This is a genomic window from Streptomyces sp. NPDC054841 (assembly GCF_053611045.1).
Genome location: NZ_JBSGZO010000019.1, coordinates 1 through 25,278, shown reverse-complemented (window position 1 = coordinate 25,278; position 25,278 = coordinate 1). Strand labels below are relative to the sequence as shown.

The 25,278-nt window shown below is 68.9% G+C and carries 19 protein-coding genes; 5 read left to right on the top strand and 14 right to left on the bottom strand.

Annotated elements, in window-relative coordinates; all coding sequences use genetic code 11:
• Nucleotides 1-40 precede the first annotated feature (40 nt).
• The 11 genes from ACWGI8_RS04900 to prcB all read right to left on the bottom strand — a co-directional run bounded on the left by ACWGI8_RS04900 (nucleotide 41) and on the right by prcB (nucleotide 17,386).
• Nucleotides 41-1,030, bottom strand: coding sequence for an ornithine cyclodeaminase family protein (locus ACWGI8_RS04900; RefSeq protein ID WP_453658686.1), 990 nt, complete (start codon nucleotides 1,028-1,030; stop codon nucleotides 41-43).
• A 55-nt stretch (nucleotides 1,031-1,085) separates the two neighbouring features.
• Nucleotides 1,086-1,688: a prephenate dehydratase domain-containing protein gene (locus ACWGI8_RS04895; RefSeq protein WP_453658685.1), complete on the bottom strand. Its 603-nt coding sequence runs from the start codon at nucleotides 1,686-1,688 to the stop codon at nucleotides 1,086-1,088.
• 78 nt (nucleotides 1,689-1,766) lie between these two features.
• Nucleotides 1,767-2,723 (bottom strand): aminotransferase class IV, encoded by a 957-nt coding sequence (locus ACWGI8_RS04890; RefSeq protein WP_453658684.1) that lies wholly within the window; start codon nucleotides 2,721-2,723, stop codon nucleotides 1,767-1,769.
• A 5-nt stretch (nucleotides 2,724-2,728) separates the two neighbouring features.
• The gene (locus ACWGI8_RS04885) at nucleotides 2,729-4,144 is read right to left on the bottom strand and encodes a phenylacetate--CoA ligase family protein (protein ID WP_453658683.1); all 1,416 of its coding nucleotides are present in this window, start codon (nucleotides 4,142-4,144) and stop codon (nucleotides 2,729-2,731) included.
• Between the two features lie 53 nt (nucleotides 4,145-4,197).
• Nucleotides 4,198-4,494 carry a Dabb family protein gene (locus tag ACWGI8_RS04880; protein WP_453658682.1) on the bottom strand — a complete coding sequence of 99 codons (297 nt, stop codon included), beginning with the start codon at nucleotides 4,492-4,494 and terminating at the stop codon, nucleotides 4,198-4,200.
• Between the two features lie 78 nt (nucleotides 4,495-4,572).
• Entirely contained in the window at nucleotides 4,573-4,788 is a 216-nt protein-coding gene (locus ACWGI8_RS04875) for an MbtH family NRPS accessory protein (RefSeq protein ID WP_453658681.1), read from the bottom strand.
• Nucleotides 4,785-6,068, bottom strand: a complete 1,284-nt coding sequence (locus ACWGI8_RS04870; protein ID WP_453658680.1) for a cytochrome P450 — start codon at nucleotides 6,066-6,068, stop codon at nucleotides 4,785-4,787. The genes ACWGI8_RS04875 and ACWGI8_RS04870 overlap by 4 nt, the downstream gene beginning before the upstream one ends.
• Nucleotides 6,069-6,117: 49 nt before the next feature.
• Complete coding sequence (locus tag ACWGI8_RS04865; protein WP_453658679.1) at nucleotides 6,118-7,908, bottom strand: beta-ketoacyl synthase N-terminal-like domain-containing protein; 1,791 nt, start codon at nucleotides 7,906-7,908, stop codon at nucleotides 6,118-6,120.
• A gap of 31 nt (nucleotides 7,909-7,939) precedes the next feature.
• Entirely contained in the window at nucleotides 7,940-9,820 is a 1,881-nt protein-coding gene (locus ACWGI8_RS04860) for a non-ribosomal peptide synthetase (protein WP_453658678.1), read from the bottom strand.
• Complete coding sequence (locus ACWGI8_RS04855) at nucleotides 9,820-15,996, bottom strand: acyltransferase domain-containing protein (RefSeq protein ID WP_453658677.1); 6,177 nt, start codon at nucleotides 15,994-15,996, stop codon at nucleotides 9,820-9,822. Before ACWGI8_RS04855 ends, ACWGI8_RS04860 begins: the two co-directional genes overlap by 1 nt.
• 535 nt (nucleotides 15,997-16,531) lie before the next feature.
• Nucleotides 16,532-17,386, bottom strand: a complete 855-nt coding sequence (gene prcB / locus ACWGI8_RS04850) for a proteasome subunit beta (protein ID WP_453658676.1) — start codon at nucleotides 17,384-17,386, stop codon at nucleotides 16,532-16,534.
• A gap of 196 nt (nucleotides 17,387-17,582) precedes the next feature.
• On the opposite strand from prcB, the gene ACWGI8_RS04845 reads away from it, so the two are divergent.
• A complete protein-coding gene (locus ACWGI8_RS04845; protein ID WP_453658675.1) occupies nucleotides 17,583-18,215 on the top strand; it encodes a trypsin-like serine protease in 633 nt (210 codons plus the stop codon).
• A gap of 1 nt (nucleotide 18,216) precedes the next feature.
• Nucleotides 18,217-18,666 (top strand): hypothetical protein, encoded by a 450-nt coding sequence (locus ACWGI8_RS04840; protein ID WP_453658674.1) that lies wholly within the window; start codon nucleotides 18,217-18,219, stop codon nucleotides 18,664-18,666.
• Nucleotides 18,667-18,744: 78 nt separating this feature from the next.
• Here ACWGI8_RS04840 and ACWGI8_RS04835 read toward each other — a convergent pair whose 3' ends face one another.
• Nucleotides 18,745-20,148, bottom strand: a complete 1,404-nt coding sequence (locus ACWGI8_RS04835) for a class I adenylate-forming enzyme family protein (RefSeq protein ID WP_453658673.1) — start codon at nucleotides 20,146-20,148, stop codon at nucleotides 18,745-18,747.
• A 205-nt stretch (nucleotides 20,149-20,353) separates the two neighbouring features.
• Here ACWGI8_RS04835 and ACWGI8_RS04830 point away from each other — a divergent pair, with 205 nt between their 5' ends.
• Nucleotides 20,354-21,520 (top strand): sensor histidine kinase, encoded by a 1,167-nt coding sequence (locus ACWGI8_RS04830; RefSeq protein ID WP_453658672.1) that lies wholly within the window; start codon nucleotides 20,354-20,356, stop codon nucleotides 21,518-21,520.
• Nucleotides 21,521-21,578: 58 nt separating this feature from the next.
• On the opposite strand, the gene ACWGI8_RS04825 is transcribed toward ACWGI8_RS04830, so the two are convergent.
• Together ACWGI8_RS04825 and ACWGI8_RS04820 are read right to left on the bottom strand one after the other, a co-directional pair.
• Nucleotides 21,579-22,259 carry a response regulator gene (locus tag ACWGI8_RS04825; protein WP_453658671.1) on the bottom strand — a complete coding sequence of 227 codons (681 nt, stop codon included), beginning with the start codon at nucleotides 22,257-22,259 and terminating at the stop codon, nucleotides 21,579-21,581.
• Between the two features lie 31 nt (nucleotides 22,260-22,290).
• Nucleotides 22,291-22,986: a thioesterase II family protein gene (locus ACWGI8_RS04820; protein WP_453658670.1), complete on the bottom strand. Its 696-nt coding sequence runs from the start codon at nucleotides 22,984-22,986 to the stop codon at nucleotides 22,291-22,293.
• Nucleotides 22,987-23,475: 489 nt separating this feature from the next.
• Here ACWGI8_RS04820 and ACWGI8_RS04815 point away from each other — a divergent pair, with 489 nt between their 5' ends.
• Both ACWGI8_RS04815 and ACWGI8_RS04810 read left to right on the top strand, forming a co-directional pair.
• Entirely contained in the window at nucleotides 23,476-24,468 is a 993-nt protein-coding gene (locus ACWGI8_RS04815) for an ATP-binding cassette domain-containing protein (protein ID WP_453658669.1), read from the top strand.
• Nucleotides 24,469-24,474: 6 nt separating this feature from the next.
• On the top strand, nucleotides 24,475-25,224 hold the full coding sequence (locus tag ACWGI8_RS04810; protein ID WP_453658668.1) for an ABC transporter permease: 750 nt from the start codon (nucleotides 24,475-24,477) through the stop codon (nucleotides 25,222-25,224).
• Nucleotides 25,225-25,278 lie beyond the last annotated feature (54 nt).

Sequence of the window (25,278 nt, the reverse complement as noted above, 5' to 3'; positions counted from 1 at the left end):
AGTCCAAGGTCTTTATGGGTTGTGTGCTGGTGTCGGGTCGTCAGCAGGCGAAGTCGGTCCTGGTGCCGATGCCGAGGCGCAGAGCCGACTGTGCGACGGCGAAGCCGGATGCGACATCCTGTGCTGCCATCCCGAGCGACTTGTAGAGCGTGCGCTCGCGCGGATCCGACCGGCCGGCGTGCTTGCCGAGCAGGACCTCGCCGATTTCGATGACGGGCCTGTCAGCCGGGACAAGCCCGTCTTGGACCGGTGCCGCGAGTTCGGAGGACTCCGCTTGTGCTCCTGCCCTGCTGTCGACGAAGACTGCGCATGACGCCACGGCGTCGGAGGTCAGTTCGCGTTTCCCGGGGACGGATGATCCGACGGCGTTGATATGAACCCCTTCGGCCAAGTCAGCGGCTCTGACCACGGGATCCGTGGTGCCCACCGCAGTGCACACAAGGTCCGCGCCGTGCAGCGCCTCGGCGGGCGTGGCCATCAGTTCGACGTCGACGTCGACCCGGGTACGCGCCCATGCCGTGAACTCCGCGGCGCGGGCGGAGCCCCGGTTCCACACCCTCACCCGGCGCAGGCTCCTCACCTCGCTCAACGCGATGAGGTGACTGCGAGCCTGAGTGCCGGCTCCGATCAGGGCCAGATCGCCCGCGCCGGCCGGGGCCAGGACGTCGGTCGCCACGGCGGATGCCGCGGCCGTACGCAACGCGGTCACCGCTGCCGCGTCCATCATGGCCAGGGGCTGTCCGGTCCGGGGGTCGAACACCATCACCGCGCCGACGTGCGTCGGCAGACCGCGGGCATCGTTGCCGGGGACATGCAGCACGGCTTTGAGTCCGTAACCTGCTTCCGTCGCGCCCGTGACATGGCACGGCATCGCGGCGAACAGCGACCCGTCCTGGCCCGACGCGAGTACGGTACGCACCGGTTGGACCACGTCGCCCGCACTGTAGCGGCGCATCACCTCGGCGATCACGCGGTGGGCCTCCGCGACCGGGAGGGCCTTTCGCACGTCGTCTCCGTTCAGCAGCAGCATGGGTTCTCCTCGTCTCATGGGTGTCTGTGTGCGGCGGTCCGGCCTGAGGGGCTGATCAGTCCACCGGCGCGGAGGCGGTGAACACCGACCACACCATGCGGATCGGCCTGGTCGGCGTGATGAATTCAAGGCCGTAGAGCTCGGCCGCGGGCACCGTCGTCAACGCGAGGTCCGCTGTGCCTTCCTGCGCGGCACGGGCGGCCGCGCTCGTCGAGGGGTACGGCAGCACGGTGCGTGCGGCGTACCGGTCCCGCAGGAGCTGAGCGATGATCGGTTCGGGGGAGGGGTGGCTCGCGATGGTGGGTGCGTCTGGAAGAGCAGTGACGGCGTCCCGGCGCCCGGCGATCCCGTACAACGGCGTGTCCATGACGAACACGTCACTCAGCTCCAGAGCCGGGTCCATGTAGAAGTGGTGTATCGCCTTGTACGCGTTGGCCACCACCATGTGCGTCACCGCGCCCTTGCGCAGGGCCTGGCCCGCCTTCTCGTAGGTGTCGAACAGGTCGACGGTGACTAACTGTTCATCAGGGCGGGTGGTGTGGCGGCCGAATTGGTGCGCGGCGATCTCGCTGCTGGTTCCGCGCGGTCCGAGGGTCCCCACGGTCCTGGGGCGGATGGGAGAGGTTCGAGGAAGCGTGGTGATACTGAGGAGCGTCATGGGTGCCTCACACAGGCTGGGGGTTGTTCGAGTTCGGTTTCGAGCGCGGCCGGGGCGGCCTGGAGACGGGCGTCCCACTCAGCCTGTGCCGACGGGAGTCAGCCACTCGGGATGTACTCCGGCGGCCGACCTGGTGGCAGCTTCGTAGAGCCCGGCGGTTCGGATCGCGACCGGGCCGACGGTGCCGCTCCCGATGCTCCGGCCGCACAGCGTGGTCACGGGGACCACGCCCTTTCCGGTGGATGCCAGGAAGATCTCGTCGGCCGTGAACAGGTCGGCAGGGCTCACATCACGCTCACGCACCTCCGTGCCGGCTTCCCGGCACAGTGTGATCAACGTGTCCCTCGTGATGCCGGGCAGCAGGTCGCCGGTGTCCGGGGGAGTGAGAATGCGGTCGCCGCGCACGACGAAGACGTTCGCTGTGCTGGCTTCGGCGACGTTGCCCGCACGGTCCAGGAGAATCGCGTCGTCGAGCCCCGCGGCGTGTGCCTCGTCGCTCGCGAGGGCGGAGTTCACGTAGCCCGCCGCGAGCTTGACCTGGACCGGCAGACAGTCGCGGGGCGGACGCCGCCAGGAACTGATCATGCAGTTGATTCCGCGCAGGCACTCCCCGGAGGGAAAGCCGAAGGTGGTGATGGACAACGCGTCGGACACACCCGTCAGCGAGACACCGGGAGGCATGTGGGGCATGAGTGCCAGCTTGTGCGCCAGCGGGCGGATGTAGGCGTCCTCGCGATGACCGTTGCGCCTGATCAGCTCGGTGGTGACACCGATCAGGTCCTCGACGGCGTGCGGGACGGGGGTGATGCGCAACAGGGCGCAGGCCCGCAGCAGGCGCTCGAAGTGATCGCGTGCCCGGAACAGGAAGAGCCCTTCGTCGGAGCGATAGGCCCGGATCCCTTCGAAGGCGCCGGTCCCGTAGTGCAGGCCCTGAGTGGACAGAGGCAGCCTGGGTGCGGTCGCGCTGACGAACTCACCGCGGTCGTAGGCCCACTTCCCGGGCGTCAGTTGTGACCGCATGATGTCGCGGTGCATGGTCATCACGCTCTTGTCGCAGCGATGCGCGCGGCGGAGCGGTTCTCGCCGGAGGACTTCCCCCGCAGGTCGACGACGCGGGCGGCCTTCCAGCTCACCATGGCTCCGGTGCTGGTGATCGGTCCGGGATCACCGAACCCGACGCTCAGACGGGTGCCCAGTACGTCGAGGCACTCGTCGGTGACCTGCCCGATGACGGCTTGTTGACTGTCCGGTTCGGCCATCAGGGTCAGCGCGAGCAGATCCCTGCCGCGTTCGTCACGGGTGACGGTGATCTGGTAGTCCAGATAGCCCCGGAAACGGCGCAGCAGCAGGTCCTCCAAGTCGTAGCCGCTCACGAGGTGACCGTTGAGGGTGAGCCGGTCGCGGACGCGTCCCACTGCCTCCAACGCGGGTGCGGGCACGGCGGCGCCGGGTTCGGGATCAGTCATCCTGACCATGTCTCCGGTGCGGTACCTGATGAGCGGTTTTGCACCGGCGTAGAGGTTCGTGACGACGAGTTCGCCGTACCGTGTGCCGTCGGAGTCGGGTTCCACCGGTTGGAGGGTGCCGGGATCGATCACCTCGTAGAGGTTGATCAGAGGGGCCGTGCGCAGCGAGCCGTCAGACGTCGCTGCTGCGAGCACTGAGGCTTCCTGTGAGGCGTACAGGGCGTTGCGCGCGTCGGCGCCCCACAGATCGCTGATGTTCTGGAGCAGACTGGGCGACATCAGCTCACCGGTGAGCATCAGAATGCCGAGGGAGAAGTCCCTGCGGGTGTCGAGGCCCGCCTCGGTGGCCTTCTGGGCGAGTCTCATGGCCATGCCCGGGGTGCAGAAGAGTCCCGTGACGGGCAGCAGGCGCATGACTTCCAGTGCCCGGTCGAAGCCGATCACGGGAGAGTGCGGCCACATCTTGGCCACCGCGTGCCCCAGGTTGCGGCAGACGTCGCCGAACGTGTCGCCTGTGGCGTGCAGTTCGGTGGGACCGGAGACTCCGATGACCTGCCGGTCGCCATGAGCCGCCAGAACGTCACGGTAGTAGGCGGTGAGCACCGTGTTGTTGTGGATGGTGTCCCCGTTGGTGCGGGGGCAAGGGGTGGCCGCCCCAGTCGTGCCAGTGGTCTCGTAGAAGATCCAGGCCTCGGAAACCGGTCGGGACAGGATGCCGAGCTGGGTCCTCCTCAGGTCGTCCTTCGTCGTGAAGGGAAGTTTCCGCAGGTCGTCACGTGTGATGCCCGATATGGCGGTGTCGCTGATGCCGGCCAGCCTCTCCCGGTAGAAGGGAGAATTGGCGCGCACATGGGTGAGTACCTCGCGTAACTTGTCGGTCTGGTGGGACGCCAGCGCCTCAGCACCCCACTCGTTTGCCAGGAATGCGTCACACTGGTCCCGCAGCCCGCTGGCCAGTTCAGCGGATTCCGGGTCGTATTGCGTGAACACTCGGTCGGACCCCAATCAGAGATGAGCCGCCTTGCGCGGACGGTTCGGTGGAGTTATTCGTCGCACAGATCAACGACCACCCAGTCGGAGATCGATCGCCATTTCTGAATGGCTTCGCGGTGGAACTCATTGGCTTGGTACTTCTCCAGTGCTGCCAGGTCCGGCAGTACGCCGACAACGGCGAAGTCGTAGGAGACATCGCGTGTCACCTGGTTCCATCCCACCCGCCAGGTGAGGAGTTCGGGCACGTTGTGGCCGACCCCCCGGGCAAACTTCTCGGCTTCCACGACCGATGACGATGTGCGCTCGACCCCGTTCTTCAGTTTGAAGAGCGCGATATGCGTGATCATTTTCGCCTTTCACGCAGGAGGTGCAGCGCGGCGCGCCGGGCTTGGCCCCGGCGGCCGACGCAGCGGACTGACGGGTGGTCAGGAGTCGGTCGCGGCAAGTTCCGCCGGCTCCGGTCCTTGGGTCCAGTGCGTCTCGACCCACCGCAGCGCGGTATCCCGGTCCGGGCCGAGAACGACGGCACGCCAGCCGCCCGGCAGGTCGAGGAACGGCCGCCAGAGGGCGTATTGCCCGTGATCGTTGACGACGACCAGCCAGTCACCGTCGTTCACGTCTAAGGAGTTGGTTGCCGTCACTGTTCTCCGCTTTCCTCTTCTTCGTGCGCCAGCCCCGCGCGGTCGGGGAAGAACCGGACCGGCAGACTGGAGAAGCCGTTCAGCAGGTTGGACCGGAGCCGTGGTGCCGTTCCGGTGCACTCGAAACCCGTGGTGAAGTCGCGCAGTGCCATGAGGAGTTCGGACACCTCGACCTTGGCGAGATACGAGCCGACGCAGTAGTGGGGGCCGTAGCCGAACGAGATCTGCTTGTTGGGGCTGCGGCCCAGGTCGAATGCCTCGGGCCGGTCGAAGACCCGCTCGTCCCGGTTGGCCGAGTAATGCCACAGCGTCACGATGTCGTCGCGGCGTACGGGGACATCGTTGATCACGGTGTCACGCACCGCGCTGCGGCCGAAATGCATTGACGGGGACGCCCAGCGGAGTACCTCGTCGACAGCTGTGTTAATCGCCACATCGCCGTTCTTCAGCCGCCTCCACTGGTCCGGATGCGCGGCCAGCGAGTTGACGCAGTCGATCATGGTCAGGCGGCTCGTTTCGTCGCCGCCGATGATCAGGCTGTAACAGTTGAGGACGACGTCTTCGTCGGTCAGCCGGACTTCGTCGACAGAGCTGTGTGCCAGCGTGCTGATGAGGTCATCACCGGGTGTCCTGCGGCGTTTCTCCACGAGGTCCTGGAAGTAGAGCAGGATCTCGTTGCGCGCCATCGCCGACTCCTCCTCGTCGATGCCGTCGTCGTCGGCGCTCAGGGCGGCCTTGTTCATCCGGAGGAGGAATTCGCGATCGCTTTCGGGCACACCCAGCAGATTGGAGATCGTGTTCATCGGGATGCGGCTGGCGATCTCCAGCGCGAAGTCGCACTGGTCTCGCGCGATGGCTTCCCGCATCAGTCGGCGCGTGTTGGCGCGCACCGCGGCCGCCACAGGTCGCAGAACGCGAGGGCCCAGGGCCCGCAGCAGGATCTTGCGCAGCTGTTCGTGCCGCGGTCCGTCCGTGACCGCGAGCATCTTGCCGGCTCCGGCGTCGCCGCCATCGAGCAGGGTCACCAGGACGTTGCCCCGCTCGGAGGTGAAGTTCACGTCGTCGCGATGGACCTTCATGATGTCCTCGTGGCGTGAGAGGACCCAGAATCCGCGGCGGTGGCCCCTCGGCCGGTTCCAGTGAACGGGCTTGTGGTCTCTCAGCCGACGCCAGAACGCGGTGAGGTCGTGGTCGGCGAATGTGGCGGGGTCGGCCAGATCGACCGCATCGGGATCGACTCCGTCGAGAGAGGCCACATCAGGGGCTGTGGTCGGGTTCATCGCGCTGCTCCGGCTGGTGGGGTGGGTGCGGGAGTCGGGAGCGTCGGCCTCACCAGTCGGTCCGCCAGAAGCGTCGGCGGGCGAACGGGTAGCCGGGCAGCGGGAGGCGACGGCTGTGCGTCCCTTCGTGCAGGGCGGTGAAGTCCACCCGTCGGCCCCGCGTGAAGGCCCGCGCAAGGCGGAGCAGTGTCTCCTCGTTCCGGACGGACTCGGCCGTATCCGGCCGGAGACCGTCCTCGGTGCGCAGGAGTCCCGTCAGGTCCGGGCTGTGCGCGGATGTGCCGACAGTGACAGTGCCACCGCTCTCGGCCGTGAGCGCCGCCACCAGTTCCGCCTTCGTGCGCACCACCGCCGCCCACCGCCGCTCCATGATCTTGCGGCCTGTGCTGAGGCTGAAGCAGATGTCGTCCAGTCGCGCCTCGGGGTGCGCGGTGATCCACTCCGCAAGAGCCGATCGCCTCCTAGCCAAGGCCTGGTCGTCGAGCGCGGAGAGTGCGATGAGCCGCGGGGCTGCGCTCTCGGGGGCCCGGGCAGGCATGGCCGGGGCTTCCTCCAGCACGATGTGCGCGTTGTAGCCCCCGCCGCCGAGCGCGGTGACACCGGCGCGCCGGACACCTGCCTGGGGTTGCCAGTCCGCACCCTCCACCTGCGGCACGAAGGGAGTGTTGGGCAGGTCGAGGTCCTCGTGCGGCTCTGTCAGGTTGATCGTGGGAACCAGCGTCCGGTGGTGCAGCGCGAGCGCTGCCTTGACGGCGCCGGAGCCTCCCGCTGCTACGCCGGCATGGCCGATGTTCCCTTTGACCGAACCGATGGAGGTGGTCGCGGTCTGGTGGCCGAACGCCATCTGTGCCGCCCGGACCTCCAGCCCGTCCGTGATGGGCAGGCCGAAGAAGTTTCCCTCGTACATGGAGATGGTGTCGGGGGCCACGCCGCCGGCGTGGATGGCGTGGGCGATGCAGGCGCTGAGCCTCTCGGGCTGGGCGAAGCCGTACGACACCGCGCTGGCGCCGTTGTTGTTGATGGCCGAGCCCTTCACGGTGGCGTAGATGTGATCGCGGTCGGCGACGGCCTCACGCAGCGGTTTGAGCAGGAAACTGGCCACGCCGCTCGCCAGCCTGGTTCCGGTGCCTTCCCTGTCGAAGGGCCGGCAGTGTCCGTCCCTGGACATGATGCGCCCCTCTTCCCACAGATAGCCGCGACGATGGGGGAGTCGGACCATGACCCCGCTGGCGATGGCCATGTCCGTCTGCCCGAGGAGCAGGGACTGGCAGGCCAAGTGCACGGCGTAGTGGAATCCGGTGCACACGGCGCTCAGCGTGACCGCTTCGCCCGTCAGCCCCGTGTAGTAAAGGGCGTTGGACGTCATGGTGTCGGTGAACCAGGCGTTGCTCAGCTCCATCACCTCGGGGCCGACGGAGACCCAGTCGGGGGCGGAGCTGTACAGGGCCGGGGTCTGGGGGTTGGCCGCCGCGTAGATCCCCACTTCCCCCTTGACCCGTTCGGGGTCGTAGCAGGCGTCCTCAAGGACGTCCCAGACGCTTTCCAGGAAGATGCGGTGCTCCGGCGTCATCAGCCGCGCCACGCGGTCGGTGATGCCGAAGACCGCGGGGTCGAACTCGTCGTACCCGTCGAGCGTCGCGCACGCTCGCACGTACAGCGGGTTGTTGACGACTGTCTGGTCCACCTCGATCTCGTCCTTGTGGAGGAACGTGATGGATTCCTTCCCCTTGACGAGGTTGTCCCAGAACTGATCCTTGCCGTCCGCGCCGGGAAACCGGCAGGCGATCCCGATGATCGCGACATCGGTCGCTTCGTGGTGCTGGTCAGGCGCTGCGTTCATCACGGTCAAAGCCTCCAAAAGGCACGGTGGTTCACGGACGGCTCAGGTCTCCGGGAACCTGACTGCGGTTTCGCACGACGGACCGGCGGGCCTCCGCGCGGCGCCGGGCGTCCGTGACCGCCTCGGGTACGGCTCCGTCCTGTTCGTCGTCGAGCCACCTGGCTTGGGCGGCGATGTCACGGAACCGGAAGAGGTCCGAGACGCCGACCCTCCTGCCGAATCGCTGTGTCATCCGCTTGGCCAGGCGTATCAGCAGCAGGGAGTTGCCCCCGAGGTCGTAGAAGGCGTCACGGACGCCGATGGTCCTGCGGTCACGGCCGAGGAGGTCGCCCCAGATCTCTGCGAGGGCCGCTTCGGTGGGAGTGCCGGCCGGTTCCGCCGCTGTCCCGGTCTCGGCGGCCGGGGGATCCGGAAGGGCGGTGCGGTCGAGCTTGCCGTTGGGAGACGCGGGTAGCTCGGCGAGGACCACCACCGTCTCGGGAACCATGTAGTCCGGCAGCCTGTCCTCCAGCCATCCCGTGATGCGGGACTGGAGCCCGGGGTCCAGCGAGGGGCCGTCCGCGCGGGCCTTGAGCTGGCGCTCGTCGTCGCTCGGCACCACATACGCCACCAGCGCGCCGGATTCTTCCTGCCCGTCCGCCGAGCGCACGGCAACAGCTGCCTCACCCACCTCGGGGCATTCGCACAGTGCTGCCTCCGCCTCCTCCAGTTCGATGCGGTAGCCGCGCACTTTCACCTGGTGGTCGACCCGGCCCAGGAACTCCAGCTCGCCCCCCGTGACGAAGCGTGCGAGGTCACCCGTGCGGTACATCCGCTCGCCCGGCAGGTACGGATCCGGCAGGAAGCGTTGTGCGGTCAGACCCGGTCTGTTGAGGTAGCCCCAGGCCAGTCCTGCACCGCCGAGATAGAGCTCGCCCGGCTCCCCGTCCCGCACCGGCCGCAGTCGCTCGTCCAGCAGGTGGACGCGGGCGGTGGAGGAGGGGGTCCCGATCGGGGGTTCACCCGGCTCGCCTGGCGGAACCCGCTTGAAGGTGCAAAAGACCGTCCCCTCGGTCGGCCCGTAGCCGTTGAACACGTGCTTCACGCGCGAGTGCCGGTACACCCGGTCGACGAGCCGCCGCCGTACAGCCTCCCCGCCGAGAACCACGGATCGCAGCCTGGGCGGCAGTTCCCCGGCGTCGAGCAGGCTGGTCATGACGGAGGGAACGGTGCTGAGATGGGTCACCCGTTCCAGGTGACGGCTCTCGGGGAGATGCGCGGCGCTTTCCAGCAGGACTATCGCGCCTCCCCGGGACAGGGGAGCGAAGATCTCCATGACGGCCAGGTCGAAACAGATGGAGCTGACCGCCGCGGCTCCGCTCAGGTCGCACTCCGCGAAGATCCGTCCGGCCTCGTCCAGCATCGCCGCGCAGCTGCTGTGCCGGATGGGCACTCCCTTCGGCTGCCCGGTCGACCCCGAGGTGTAGATCACATAGGCGGTGTCCCGGGGGGCGGCGATCGCCGGCTTCGCTTCGAGTTCGACAGTGGTGGGGTCACCGAGGACGTGCACGGTGGGGCCCTGCGGGCATCGGGCCCGTGCTCGGGGCGTGGTCAGCACGAGACCGGTGCCGCTGTCCTCCACCATGAAGCGCAGCCGCTCCACCGGGTACTTGGGGTCGAGGGGCAGGTAGGAGGCGCCCGAACGCAGAATCCCGAGGAGGGCGACGAGCAGGCTCGGGGTGCGCTCGGCCAGGACGCCGACAACGACCCCGGGACGGGCTCCCGCGGTCGCCAGCCACAAGGCCAGCTGAGCGGACTGCCGGTCGAGTTCTCCGTAGGTCATGGTGCCCGCCTCGGCGAAAACCGCGGTCGCCTGCGGGTTCTTCCTCGCGTGCTTGAGGAACCCGCCGTGCAGAGTGCCGTTGGTGAGCATCACTGCGTCTCCTCCTCGCCGCATTCCTGCGGCAGCTGATCCAGCGGCAGGTCGGGCTGTTCCACCGCCCGGAAGAGCACCGAGCGGAACTCCTTCAGCAGCATCGTCACGGTCTCCCTTTGCACAGAACTCGGCTTGTACTGGACCTGGCCGACCACACCACCGGCGACATCGGCCATCGTGATCTCCAGATCGAACTTCGCGATGTCCCGCCGCATCGGCAGCGGAACAAGGGGCAGTGCCCCAGAGGGCTCCTCGGCCTCGCCCACCCCGTGAAAGAGCGTGGTGACGTAGGGGAAGGCGCTGCCGGAAAGCCAGTTGACGGCCATGTCGGACCAGGGGGAGCGGCCAACGGCGCGGGACGGATTGAGCTCCGCGACCAGCCGGTCCAGCGGGTAGTTCATGTGCTCCAGCAGGCCGAGGGAGACCTGGTGCACGCCATGGAGCAGGTCACGGAAGCTGTTCTTGCCGCTGGGCCGGGCCCGTACGGGCACCGTGTTCACGTAGCATCCGACGGCGGATTCCCGGCCCGGCTCCCCGCGCTGGGCGACAGCGGTGGCGACGATCGCGTCCTCGGTGCCGGTGACCCGGTTCAGCGTGGCGAAGAAGCCGGACAGGACGAGCGTGCTCATCGAGACGCCCTCATCCACCGCGAACGCGGCGAGTCGGCGTGCCTCGTCGGCGCTCCAGCGGAACGTGAGGTCCGCGCCCTGGTACGTGACCAGGGCCGACCGCTCCCCGGCGGGCGTTCCTTCACCGTCCGCCCGGGGCAGATCGAGGTTCGGCGGCGGCTCGGCCAGGTGCTCGGCCCACCAGCTCAGGGCCCTTGCGGCGTCCGGGCCGTTCAGCCACGCCTGCTCCCAGCTGACGAAGTCCGTGTAGGGGGCGACCGGTTCCTGGAGCACAAGATCCCTCTGCAGCGCCTGCTCGTAGAACCCGCGCAGGTCGCGTACGACGACGTCCACGGACGCGGCGTCGACGGCGACATGGTGCATGACCAGCAGCAGGAAGTTGTCCCGCGGCCCGCGGGTGACCAGCACCGCCCTCAGGATGGGACCGCGGTCGAGATCGATCGGCCGGTGACCGTGTGCCACGAGCAGGTCGTGCACGTCGCCGTCGTCCAGCCCCGCGGCGTCCTCCGTCAGGAACTCATGGACCGGCTGCGTAAGGATCACCTGGTAGGGACGTCCGCCCGCCTCGACGAAGACGGTGCGCAGTACCGGATGACGCTCCACCACCGCCCGCAGAGCCTGCGCCAGCGCACGGCTGTCGACCTCGGTGGGGATGGCGGCCGAGAGCATGAGGTTGTACGGAACGCCTTCGGGCGACAGCTGCTGCATGAACCAGATCGAGCCCTGTCCATGCCCGGCGGGCGCCAGCTCGAAGGACGTGGCTTGCTCCAACGAGATACGCAGTGCCTCGCGCGGTGCGGGAGGGTCGTGCGGGGGGTCCAGCAGCTTCCTCGCGGCGAGTTCGTCCAGCAGATCCTGCGCGTCTTCGTCTGTCAGGTCCTCGACGACCGAGGCAGGCTCGGGCCGCGTCGCCTGCCGTCGTGGAGGGGCGCCCGCAGCTGTCTTCCCGTCGGCGTGTCCGGGGTGTCCGACGAGTCCGGCGAGCGCTTCCAGGAGCTCGGGCACCGTTCGGTCGTCGAGGAATTCGACAGGTGACACTCTGTGGCCGAAGAGCGACTGCAGCCGGTTGGTCAGGCGGATGGCGAGCATGGAGTCGAGCCCGAAGTCCTTCAGCCGACTCGTGGGGGCGAACCGCTCCGGCGGGACCGCGATGATCTCGGCCATCTCACGGAGGATCACCTCCCGGGGCGTTTGGCTCCCGGTCGCGTCAGGTGTGGCGATGGCGGTCGCGACGCTCGGCGGCACAGCGGCGGCGCTGGTCGGGGCTTCGCCGGTTGCGCTCACGCAGGCCCGCGGTGTGGACGTGAGCCAGTAGCGGTCCTTCTGCCAGCGGACGGAGGGGGTCGCGATCGTCTGCGCGTTGTCCGGGAACAGTGTTCGAAGGGTGAGCGGGACATCACGCGTGAACAGGGAGGCGACGGAGCCCAGCAGGCTTCGCGTGTCGTTCTCGTCCCGTCGCAGGGTGTCGACCGTGTGGACCCGGGTGCCGTCGGCCAGTGCCGTCTCCTCGACGGCACCGCGCAGAGCACTGTGCGGGCCGATCTCGACGAAGGTCGTGATGTCGTCCTGGACGAGTGCTCTGACAGCGGGGGCGAAACGCACGCGGTCACGGAGGTTGCGTGCCCAGTAGTCCGCGTCGACGACGGGATCCACCAGGCCGTCCGCCACCGTGGAGTGCAGCGGTACCTCGAAGGGCCGGGGAGTGATTCCCTTGAGCGCGTCGCGTAGTTTCGGCGCGATCGCATCCAGCAGCGGGCTGTGCGCTGCCCGCTTGATCCTCACCGGGCGCGCTACGATCCCCGCGCGCCGCAGATCCTCGGTCAGAGCACGGAGCGCGTCCTTCGAGCCGGACACGGCAACGCTGGTGGGGCTGTTGACCGCGGCGAGGAACGCCTGCCCGTCGTACCGCGCAAGGTGGGCCGCAAGGGCCTCGGCCGGCGCCTCCACCGCGATCACGGCGCCCTCGCCGACCTCGTGCTGCATGAGGGAGGAGCGGATGACAGCGACGCGTGCGGCATCCTCCAGGGACAGCGCTCCGCCCACACAGGCCGCGGCCACTTCGCCGACGCTGTGGCCGACGAGTGCTGTCGGTCGCAGCCCGAGGTCGGTCCACACTCGCGCCAGTGAGACCTGGAGTGAGAACAGCACGGGATGCATGACGTCCACGTCATCCAGCCGTGACCGGTCGGCGGGAGCGGACATCGCCTCGATCACCGACCAGCCTGCCAGGTCACGCACCGTGGCATCGCAGAGTTCCATCTGCTCCCGGAACCCGGCGTGCCACCGCAGCAGGTCCGTGCCCATGCCCGGCCACTGTGTGCCGCTGCCGTTGAAGACGAAGGCGACCATCTCCTCGCGGTTGCCGGTGACCGTGCCTTCGAAGATGCCCGGGTGCGCCTCGCGGCTGGTCACGCGTGCGAGGTTGTCCAGGAGTTCCTGACGGTCACGCGCGAGGAGAACGACCCGGTGCTGGTGGTGGGAGCGCCTGTTTGCGAGGGTGTGTGCGAGGTCGGGCACCCACAGGCCGGCGTCGCGCTCGATGTGGTTGGACAGCTCACGGCAGGTGTCCACCAGCGCTTCCCGGCTGTGGGCGGTCACCGGCACCAGGTTCGCCCCGTCCTGCCACTCGGGCGTGCGGCGGGCCGGTGCGAGCGCTCCTGGTCCGCCGGGTGTCACATGGCGCGGCCGCAGCCCCGTCACGAAGGAACTGGCGGCGACCGGCAGACCTGCCGCGTGCAGTTCTCCGAGCGACGACAGCAAACTCCAGCTGTCGTCAGTGCCTCGCTGAAGCGAGGGGAGGCAGATCACGGGCCGTCCGGCGAACAGCTCCCTCACCGGCTTCAGCAGTACGGGGTGGGGACTGAGTTCGACGACCACATCCACACCCTGTTGCTCGGCGGTTCTCAGGGCGCCTGCCACGTCGCTCGGTTCCCGGACGTTCCTCACCCAGTAGTCGGGGCCGAGGTCGCCGCCTGCGGTTATCTCCCCTGTGACGGCCGAGATCATGGGAAGACGGGTACCGGTCGGCCTGAGTCCTTCGAGCGCGGCCCGCAGGGGAGCCAGCACCGGATCCACCGAGGGCGAGTGCGCCGGGTATCCCATACGTACCCGATGTGCGGTGATACCGTCCGTCGCCAGCTGTTCGGCGAGGGCTTCGAGTGCCTCCGTCTCGCCCGACACCAGGAGGGATCCGGGGCTGTTGTGACCGGCTACCGTCAGGCGGCCGTGGAAGGCGCTGAGACGCGGGGTGAGGGTCCTCTCGTCCGTCTCGACCACCATCGTGTCCCCGCGGCCCACGGCGAGTTGTTGCACGAGCCTGGCGTGCTGTGTCGCGAGCAGCAGGGCGTCGTCGAAGTCGAGCGCTCCTGCGATGTGAGCGGCGGCGAACTCACCGATGCTCTGGCCGACCACGAGGTGGGGTTCGACGCCCAGCGAGCGCCAGGTGTCCGCCAGGGCCGCCTGAATGCAGAACAGAAGCGGTTGGGCGACCTCCATGTCATTGAGCCGGGAGTGCTCCGGGGCGGCGTGCAGTTCGTCGATCAGGGAGAAGCCGGCAGACTTCCGCACGCGTTGGTCGGCGCGCACCATGAAGCGGCGGAACGCGGGCATCCCCGCGAGGAGTTCCCTGCACATGCCGAGCCACTGGCTGCCGGTGCCGGAGCAGAGGAAGGCCACCCGGAGTTGCCTTGTGCCGCCTGTGCCGCCTGTGCCCGTGGCCAGACCCGGGGCCGTCAGGCCGGCGGTGAAGGACGCGAGCTGCGTGCTGAGTTCGTCTCGGTCGCGCGCCACCGCCGCCAGCCTGAACGCGCCCGCCGGCTTGGCGTCGGCAGCCTGTCGGCACAGCACCTGCAGGTCCGTACCGGGAGTGTCGGCCAGTGCGCCACGAATCTCGGCCACCCGGTCCGCCAGCTCCCGCTCGGAATCCTCGCCCAGCACAAGGAGGGAGCACTCCGGCTGCCTGAACTCCTCGGTGACGACGTGGCAGTTGGTGCCGCCGATGCCGAAGGCGCTGACGCCTGCCCGGCGGGCGTCTGAACGGCTCGGCCAGACGGTTGTCCGGTCCTGGACCCTCAGATTCATGTCGCCAAAAGGGATCTGCGGGTTGGGTCTGCTGTAGTGGAGGCTGGCCGGGAGGACTTTGTTGCGCAGCGCGAGAGCCACCTTGATCAGACCCGCGATGCCCGCGGCGGGCTCGAGATGTCCGATGTTGGTCTTCACCGATCCGATCCGCAGGAAATCCCCGTCCTCGCGGCCCTCGCCCATCACGGTCGCGAGGGCCTTGACCTCGATCGGGTCTCCCAGCGGGGTTCCGGTACCGTGGCACTCCACATAGTCCACCAGGGACGGCTCGACGCCCGCCCGCCAGTAGGCGGTCCGCAGAAGAGCTTCCTGGGCGCGGGGGCTGGGGGCGGTGAGCCCGTTGCTGAGGCCGTCGTTGTTCACCGCACTGCCTCGGATCAGGCAGTACACGGGAAGTTCGCGCTCCAGCGCCACCCGCAGCGGAGCAAGGACGGCCACTGCCGCACCCTCGGCGCGCACATAGCCGTCGGCTCGCGCGTCAAAGGCCTTGATCCTGCCTTCGGGTGACAGTGCACCGGCCTGTTCCATGGCGAGGAAGTGGTCGGCGAGGAGGTTGAGGTTGACGCCTCCGGCCAGGGCGAGTTCGGATTCGCCATCCCTGAGCGACTGGCAGGCGAGATGTACCGCGACGAGGGAGGACGAGCAGGCCGTGTCGAGGGCCATGCTGGGCCCGTTCAGCCCGAGGACGTAGGAGACGCGGTTGGCGATGATGCTGTCCAGCGTGCCTGTCGCCGTGTGGGGTCCGATGGTGCCGTGTCCGCCGTTCTGGTGTGCCAGCGCGGCATAGTCACTCCAACTGGAGCCCATGAAGACTCCGGTGCGGCTTCCGCGGAGTCGATCCGGTGGAATGCCCGCGTCCTCCAGGGCCTCCCAGGCCGTCTCCAGCACCAAACGCTGCTGGGGGTCCATGGAGACGGCCTCGCGCGGCGAGATTCCGAAGAAGAGGGGGTCGAACATGTCAACGGCGTCGATGTATCCGCCCCATCGGAACGAGGCCGTCGTGCCGTCCCGTTCCAGGAGTTCCCGGCGAGCGGGACTCACTGTGCCGACGGCGTCCCGGCCTTCCATGAGCAGCCGCCAGTACGAGGCCGGGTCCGCGGCACCAGGAAGCCGGCACCCGATTCCCACCAGGGCGATGGGCTCCGCGGGATCGTGCGCCGCGTGCGGGTACGGCGGCACATCGGCTGCTGAGTCGGTGTCGGCCTGGCGGGGATCGCGGGCCAGAGACCGGCAGAGGCCGTCGATCGTCGGGTGGTCCCACACCAAGGTGACCGGCACCGGGTGGCCGAGGAATTCGGACAGCTCTGCGGCCAGAACCGTGGACTTCAGCGAGTCCAGCCCGTACTGGCGAAGGGGCACCGACCGGTTCATCTCGTCCATGTCCGCGTCCAGCAGGTCCCGGAGCCGGGACCGCAGGAACGCGCTGATATCATGGACGCTGGGCGGTCTTTCAGTGGGTAACATGCCTCTCCCTCAGCACATGCCAGGCGGCAGAATGGACTGGCCGAATCGGCTGCCGTGCAGGCCGAACCGTTCTCCGGCGGCAACGGGCCGCCGTCCAGATCACCTGGACCTCACTATTGGCGAGGCGAAGTCGATCTTCAAGCGCGGTTTTCCGATGCACTGCAGCACGTCATGCGATGACCACCCGCAGACTCGTGTTGTTGCTCCGGGCAAGGCTCCGAAAACCGGGCAGGCCGGGACCGCGTGCGGCGCCGCACATACGCTGTATGCCGTGCGCCGGTTGTTCATCGCAGTGCAACTCAGCGGGACACCGGCGTCGTTCCTCTGTAAGCCGAGGGCGTTGGCGGCCACCTGCCAGTGAACGAGGGCGCCGCACCACGAGGCATCGTGCTACGGGCTGGGTGAGGGTGAGGGCGAGGGCCGGGTGCCCGGGAGATGGGTCGGCCGCAGGGGGTGACGTCCTCGCGGCGGGGGGCGGCAGGACGTCCGCGACCCGCCGCCCATCACTGCGAAGTGGTGTGGCCCAACACCCGCCTCACACGCCGGCGGTCGGCCCGTCCGGCTGCCCGCGTCGCGTCTCGACCATCGCGCGGCTCAGCTCCTCGATCTCCGATTCCGGCAACTGCTCGAATCCGTCCTCAGTGATGACCGACACAATGGGGAAGATACGCCGGCCGATGTCCGGGCCACCGGTCGCGGAATCGTCGTCCGCCGCATCGTAGAGCGCCTGCAGCGCGGCCAGGGCCCCCTCGCGTCGGGACATGCCAGGCCGGTACAACTTCTTCAACGCCCCTCTGGCAAAGGGAGAACCGGACCCCTCGGCGTGAAAGTCGTGCTTCTCGTACGGGCCGCCTGTCACGTCGTAGCTGAAGATGCGCCCGTTCCGTCCTGAGGGGGCCATCGGTTCGTATCCGACGAGAAGGGGGACCACGGCCATGCCCTGCATGGCCATCCCGAGGTTCTGGCGGACCATGGTGGCCAGCCGGGTTGCCTTCGCCTTGAGGGTCATGGGTACGCCCTCGATCTTCTCGAAGTGCGTCACCTCCACCTGGAACAGCTTGACCAGATCGAGGGCGAGTCCGACACTCCCTGCGAAGGCGAGCGCGCTGTAGTCATCGGCGGGATGTACCTTCTCCAGGTCTCGCTGAGCAATCAGGTTGCCCATGGTGGCCCTTCGATCACCCGCGATCATTACCCCGTCCTGGTAGGAGAGGGCCAGGATGGTGGTGCCGTGCGGCACCTGGTCCGATGTGGCTTGAACCCCTTCCGGCAACAACCGCCCCAGACTCAGTAATTCGGGCCGATGGGCCGCGAGGAACTCTGTGAAGGAGGAAGACCCCGGCGTGAAGAATTCCCCACCGACCCGTCCCCAGCCATCGCTGCGAGCCATGCCCCTCCCTTTCCCCTCACCTGTGAACGATCAACACCTACCATCAGCGGTCCATGCGGAAACTCCGGTTCTAGAGAACCCGCCACGTCTGGGATGAATTCCGCCAACACACGCGCCGTACGGGTACGGGCCCCAGCGGCCAGGCGCTCTTGTACCACGCGGCGCATTCCTGCACGCTCGCCATGGCCCGGGTGGGATGGCCGCCCCGACGACGTCGCACCGTTTCCACGGCAAACACGCTGAGGGACTGGCCACGGCTGAAGGCGAACGACGCAGCCCGAGGCGCGGTAGCACTCGCCGAAGCCAACGACGTACTGCTGAGCTGGACTGCAGACGTCGTTCCGGTCTCTCCGGCCAGAGCTACTACTCGGGTGACCTGTCGCTGTACCGGATCAACAGCGACAGCTCCGTGTCGGCCCGGATCTACAAGGGCGGCAAGACGTCCAGCTCGTCCCGGCCCGTCCAGGACTACTGGCGTCGCTGGGCGCAAGAGAGCGACAAGGCATGCACGGGAGGCATGATGACCGGCGAGAAGTGCGGCTGGCAGGTGACCGCCACCCAGGCGACCATCCACTACTCCGGCGGTACGACGGCCAAGAACATGGTCGTCGCCAAGAAGACGTCCGGATCCTGCACGATCAACGGTGACTCCGGCGGTCCGGTGTACACCGTCGACAGCAGCGGACGCGCCTACGCCAAGGGCATCATCTCCGGCGGCGGTGGCGGCGGCAGCGACAACAGCGGCGGGTTGTTCGACCCGTGCTGGCTGTACTTCACCGACATCGGGCTGGCCAACAGCGCCTTCCCCGGCACGGTAGCGAGGTACTGACATGCGCCGCGTCCTGCTCACACCGCTGCTGGCGGCGGCCCTGACCGGATGCTCGCTCCTCGGCCAGGACACGCCGTGCACCAAGGCCGGCGCGGACTCGCAGGTCTCCGCCGTGTGGCGGCCCGCCGACTTCGGCGGCCGGGACGCGGCGCGGATCCGGCTGTGCGTGGACGGCACCTGCGAGGAGCGGACATCGGGCAGTCCCGACGACCCGTTCGCCTCGCTGTCGGTCAAACTCCCCGACGACATCGGTGCGTCCACCGTGCCGGTGCGGCTCACCGTGACGTCCGCGAAGAGCGGTGACACGGTCGTCGAGGACAGCACCCGGGCCAGGCTGACGGAACAGCACCCCAACGGCACGACCTGCCCGCCCACCGCGTGGACGGCGACGTTCCGTGCCCACCCCGACAAGGGCCTCACCTCACCCGAGGGCATGAAGCTCCAGGGGTGAGCCCCCCAGGGTCCGGACAGGCCCTGGCAAGCGCCCGTCCCCCCGGCACCACCGGAGGGACGGGCGCTTCGCGATGTTTCAGCCCCGGGCCAGCTGCTCCAACTTCCGCTTGTCCGGCTTGCCGTTCCGGTTGAGCGGGAAGTGCTCGAGCACGCACACTCGGTCGGGACTCTCGTAGGCGGCCAGCATCTCCCGCAGCCGCTCCCGCCAGTACGCCTCGCCCAGCCCCGCCTCGTCCTCGACGAAGAAGACCAGCTGCACACCGCGTCGCTCGTCGGGCAGCGCCACGATCCGGGCCGAACAGCCCTTCGCGGCCACCCTGCGCTCGATCAGCTCCGGGTAGAGGGTGTAACCCATGCGGTGCACCGCGTACTTGCGGCCCAGCACGAATACGTTCCCGTCCGCATCGATGCGGCCCAGGTCCCCCGTGCGCTGCCATCCGTGCGTCGCGGGCACCAGCGTGCCGTCCTCGGCGAGCACGCCCTCCATCCCGTCGGGGGTGTCCACCTCCAGTTCGCCGGGCTCGCCCGGGGCCACCTCGCGGCCCTCCTCGTCGACGACCCGCATCCGGATCCCGTCCATCACCCGTCCGCACGCCACCGGGTTCTCCAGTGTCGCGAACGCGATGTTGCCCAGCTCGGTGCTGCCGTAGCTGTCCAGCAGCGGCATGCCGAACTCCGCCTGGTACCGGGCCACCAGCGGGTCGTCCAGCGGGGCCGCGCCCACGCAGAACATCCGCTGCCGTGCCAGCGCAGGCCGCAGGCTCGGCTTGCGCGTCACCAGGTTGAGCATGCTGCGGTAGCTGGCCGGGGTGGCGTCGATGACGGTGGCGCCCGACTCCTCCGCCATCAACAGCGCATGGTCCAGGCGCCGGTACGGGGCGATCACCAGGGAGCAGCGCCGCAGCCAGGCGATCAGCACCATGGACAGGCCGTACTGGTGGGCGAACGGCAGCAGCGGCATCAGGACATCGTCCGCGCGGTGTCCGACCTGGTCCGCGTTCCGCTCCAGGTTCGTGAGGAACTTGCGGCCCGACTTGACGACGCCCTTGGGCGAGCCCGTCGAACCGGACGTCCACATGACCAGCCCGTCGGGTAGGTCGCACCAGGCAGCGACGGTCAACTGCCGCCCCGCCACGTCCCGGCCCGCGGCCGCCACCAGCAACTCGTACAGGTGCGTGGTCTCCTGGTCCTTGTCCAGCGGCGCCCCATCGTCGCTGAGGACGAGCTTCGTGCCGGTCCGCAGGATGATCTTCCGGGTCTCCTCCGCGTGCTCCTGCTGGTCGACCAGCACGATCGACGCACCCAGGTGCATCAGCGCAAGCAGAGTCGTCACCCACGCGGGAGAGTTGCCCGCCTTGAGCGTCACCCGGGTCCCGAGGCCGACGCCCCGCTCGCCGAGCACCTGCGCGACGCGGAGCGCGTCGTGCTCGAACTCGGTCAGGGTACGCACGGAGTCAGGGGCAAAGATCTTCGCGCTCACTGGTCGCACGCTTCCTTCCTCGTACCGGACACGGAGGGTGCAGCACGCCCCCTCATCCCGGCCGATTCTTCAAGCGGCGGCAGGGGCAGGGAACCCTTATCCGCACCCCTACGATCCCTTGTCTTGCCACCCGGCCGCCCCCGTGCCGCCCGCCACGGCACAATGGGGAGCGCTCCGCCCGCCGCGACCGCATGGGAATCACACCTTGGGCCGCCCCCTCCTCCTCGTCGACCGCGTCCCCAGCTGGCTCGTGGTGCAACTGCTGGGCACCGTCGGGCTGTTGCTGGCGCTGCTCGTCACCCCCACCGACAGCGGCATGGGCTCGTGGACGATCTACGGTTCCGTGCTGGCGTGCTGGCTGACCTTCGTCCTGTGCGGCCCGGCCTTCCCCCGCTTCGCGCAACTCGCCCTCGCGACCGGCACATTGCTGGCCGCCGTGTGGGTCGGCTTCACCGGAGACCTCACCACCCTCGTGATGTGCTGCATCATGCTGGGCAGGCTGGCCGCCCTCGACGAGCCGTCCGCCGGGCAGATCGTCTTCGCCGTCACCGTCCCGCCCGCCGCGACCGCGGCCATCGGCCTGGCGACGAGCGGCTCACTCGTGCAGGCGGTCGGCCCGCTGCCGATCTTGGTGGTACCCATCCTCTTCGGGCTCAACCGGCGCCAGTACGGCGTGCAGATCCGGCAGGGGCAGCAGCTGCTGGAACAGTCCGAGAAGATCAACGAACAGCAGGCGCGCGCCGCGGCGCTCGACGAACGGGCCCGCATCGCCCGCGAGATGCACGACGTGCTCGCCCACTCGCTGGGCGCGCTCAGCGTGCAACTGGAAGTCGCCGAAGCGCTGCTGAGTGAACGCAACGACCCCATGCAGGCGCTGTCGCAGGTGCGGCGCTCCCGGCGGCTGGTGAAGGAGGGGCTGAGCGAGGCGCGCAGGGCGGTGGCGGCGCTCCGCGGTGACGTGCCCCCGCTGTCCGACGCGCTCGCCGAACTGGTCCAGGCCCACAAGCGGGACCACCACGTCACCGTCGGCTTCCACCAGCACGGCCGGCCGTTGCCCCTCTCCACAGCCGGCACCGTCGCCCTGCTCCAGGCCGCCCGCGAGGCGCTGACCAACGCGGGACGGCACGCCCCCGGACGGCGCATCGACGTGACCCTCGGCTACGGCGAGGGAGTGGTGTGGGTCGGCCTCGCCAACGAACTCCCCGCCGAGCCGCCCGTGCAGCGGGACAACCACGTGCCCGGCTACGGCCTGGCGGGCATGCACGAGCGCCTCGCCCTGGTCGGCGGCACTTTGACCGCGGGCGTGCGCGAACCGGAGCCCGGGCACGGCGGCAGCCGGCACTGGCTGGTCACTGCGCAGGTGCCGGCCTGACGCAGGCCCACGGCGGCGTCGCCGCTCCTGGGTGCAGACCGGTCCTGGGTGCAGACCGCTACTGGGTGCAGACCCCCTGGTCGTAGGCGTACCGGACGGCCTCGGCCCGGTTGCGGACCCCGGCCTTGGCGTAGATGTTGTTGATGTGCGTCTTGACCGTCGCCTCGCTGATGAACAGCGCCCCGGCGATTTCCGCGTTGTTGAAGCTCTTCGCCACCAGCCGCAGCACCTCCACCTCGCGCCGGGTCAGCCCGTCCGGCGCCGGCGGGCGGGGCGGCCGCACCTCCTGCCGCGGTGGCGCCGACAGCACCTCCACCAGGCGGCGTGAAGCCGCCGCGTCCAGCGTGAAGTTGCCCGCCACGGCCGACTTGAGGGCGGCTGAGATCTCGGCCCGCCCCGCGTCCTTGGTCAGGTAGCCGCGGGCGCCCGCTGCCAGGACCGAGGCGATCAGGCTGTCGTCGGCGTACGTGGACAGCGCCAGCACCGCCACGTCCGGGTGGTGCGCGGTGATCAGGCGGGTGGCCTCGATACCGTCGAGCACCGGCATCCGGATGTCCATCAGGACGACGTCGGGGGAGCGCTCGGCGACGAGCCGCTGCGCGGCGTGCCCGTCCGAGGCGTCCCCGACCACCTCCACTCCGTCGATCAGCCCGGCCAGGGCGGTCAGCCCCTCCCGGACGATCTGCTGGTCGTCCACCACCGCCAGCCGGATCGGCCGCTCGGTCGCGTGCCTGTTCACGGGGTGACCTGCGGCGCGCTCAGCGGGCCGGTCACCCGGGGAACCCGGGAAGCTCGGCGCGCGCAGAGGCTGCGGGACGTGCGGGGGCCCCGGGGCGCCCGAGCTCGTCGTGCTCCCGAAGCTCGGGGAGGGAGATGAGCTGGTCATGGATGAGGTTCACCACCTGGCGTCGGCTGGAGTCGAGATAGTCGGCGGTGCCGGGCAGCACCTCCACGTCGAAGTGGCCCCTGGTGCAGCGCGCCCATGCGTGGACACCCGCCAGCGGCGCCTTGCGGTCCCGGCTGCCGGCCAGCGCCACCACCCGGCAGCTCAGCCCCGGCGCCTGTGCCGACGCGACGCACTCGGGCGGCGCCACCCGCGCGGAGACGAACAGGGTCGACGGCACCGTGCCGGTCTCCCGCTCGAGCCGCTGCGCCACCCGGTAGGCGACCCAGGCACCGGCCCGGTGGCCGAACAGCGCCAGCGGGCGGCCGTCGGCGCGCTCCACCAGCGCACGGAAGGCCGAGTCGACCAACGCCTCGTTCTCGGCGATGCGAGGCAGCTCGTCGCCGCCCCACGGGTCCGGATAACGCAGGGCGAGCACCTCGACGGTGGGCAGCAGCAGTTCCGACAGGACCATGAAAGACGCCGACCCGACGAGGGAGGGGAAACAGGCCAGCTGGAAAGTGCCGGGCACTTGGGGTTGGTTGATGCTGATCAACTCGACGTCCTGAGTGACCACGGACATTCTCACGTCCTTTCGAGAGCCGATGCTGCCCGTCGCTGTGTGTGCCGATCCTAGGGTTGAGCCGACTTGCCGGGCCTCGGTCCCCCGGTTGAGATTCAGGTGGAGAACAAGCGGCGCCGACCGGTGTTTTCCCGCCAGGTCCGTGCACCGCCCCATCGCGGGCCGCGAGCGGAACCCACAGTTCGGCGGTACCGGTCGTCCGGTTCCGACCAGCCGTTTCGCGGCAGCCCGTGCCGCCGTTCCCTGCTGTAGGTGCCCCGGTGTGGTCGAGCCTACACGCCGGGTTATGGGGTGGGGTACGGGTGGACAACAGGTCTGGGGGAGTTAGGGGTTGTTACCGCAGCGCCCCGCTGACTACTTTTCCGATGCCTGTCATGCGCCACCTTTCTCTCGTCGTGCGGCGTCTTCACATTCCATTTCCGGGACGGTCGATTGCGCTGTTTTCCGATGCCGCCAGCGCAGTCGTGCCGTTCCGGATGAGGACAACAAATGCTGAAGGTCAGGGATCTCACCAAGACTTTCCGCAGCAGGGGTAACACCGTGCACGCGGTGAGCGGCGTGAACATCGATGTCGCCGAGGGTGAGCTCGTCGGCTTCCTCGGCCCCAACGGCGCCGGGAAGACCACCACGCTGCGCATGCTCTCCACCCTGCTCGAGCCCTCCGCGGGCGAGGCCATCATCGCGGGCTGCGACCTGATGGCCGACCCCTCCGGCGTGCGCCGCAACATCGGCTACGTCGGCCAGGGCAACGGTGCGGGCCTCAACATGAGGGTCGGTGAGGAACTGATGACCCAGGCGGGGCTGTACGGCATGCAACGTGCCGCCGCCCGCCGCCGCGTGCGCATCCTGCTGCGCCAGTACGAGCTCGAAGGCATGGAGAAACGCACCGTCGGCACACTCTCCGGCGGCCAGCGGCGACGGCTCGACATCGTGCTCGGCGTGCTGCACCAGCCGCAGCTGGTCTTTCTCGACGAGCCGTCCACCGCGCTCGACCCGCAGAGCCGCAACAATCTGTGGGAGCACATCCGGTCCCTGCGGGACCACCACGGCACCACGATCTTCCTCACCACCCACTACCTCGACGAGGTCGACGCCCTCTGCGAGCGCATCCTCGTCCTGGACGGCGGCACGATCATCGCCGAAGGCACCCCCGAGGGCCTCAAGAACGACGTCTCCGGCGACCTGGTGACCATCGAGACCGACCAGCTGACCAACGTCGCCGAGACCGTCTCGCGGTTCCCCGGGGCCCGCGACGTGGACTTCGACGAGCACGCCGTGACCTTCCGCATCTCCCGCGGACACACGGTCGTTCCCATCCTGGTGCGCGAACTCGACCGCCGGCAGGCCACCGTGAAGTCCATCCGTACCCAACGGCCCACTTTGGACGACGTGTTCCTCACCCTCACCGGCCGCAGCCTGCGGGACGCGAACGCCGAGAACCAGCACCAGCCCGAGGCCGCGCCCGGGCCGGGCAAGGAGTGACAGACCATGCAAATCCTCCACCACACCCGACTGGTGTTCGTCCGCTCCGCCCGGCCGTGGATGCGCAGCCCCATCGGGCACATCGTCGGCATCTCCGGCCCCCTCGTGTACCTCATCCTCTTCGGGCCGCTGCTGGAGGGGACCCTGCCGAAGAACATCGACGCCTGGCAGTGGTTCGTGCCCGGCATGCTGATGCAGCTCACCCTCTTCGGCGCCGCCTACGCGGGCTTCTCCCTGACGCCCGAGCTGCGCTCCGGCGTGATGGAACGGCTACGGGTCGCGCCGGTCAGCCGCGGCGCCCTCCTCTTCGGCAGGGTGCTCAGCGACATGGCCCAGCTCGCTGTCCAGGGCCTCATACTGATGGGCGCCGCCATGTTCTTCGGCTTCCATGAGCCGGTGGTGGGCGTCGTACTCTCCCTCCTTCTGGTGTGCGTCCTCGCGGGGGCCATCAGCTCCGCGTCGTACGCGCTGGCGCTCAAGCTGCGTGAGGAGAACAAGTTCGCCCCCCTGCTGAGCATGCTGCTGGTGCCGCTGATGCTCCTGTCCGGCGTCCTCCTGCCCATGGAGGCCGCCCCCGACTGGCTTCACAATGCCTCCCGCCTCAACCCGCTGAGCCACGTGGTGGAAGCGCTGCGTGCCTTCGCCGGGGAGGACTACACCGGCAGCGCCGCCCTCAACGGCACCCTCGCCGCTTTCGGCCTCCTCCTCCTCTGCGGCTTCTGGGGCATGCGCACCATGACGAAGAAGCAGTCCTGACCACGAACGCGGAACACCGTCTTCCCGGCGGTGATCGAGACCCCTGACCCGGCT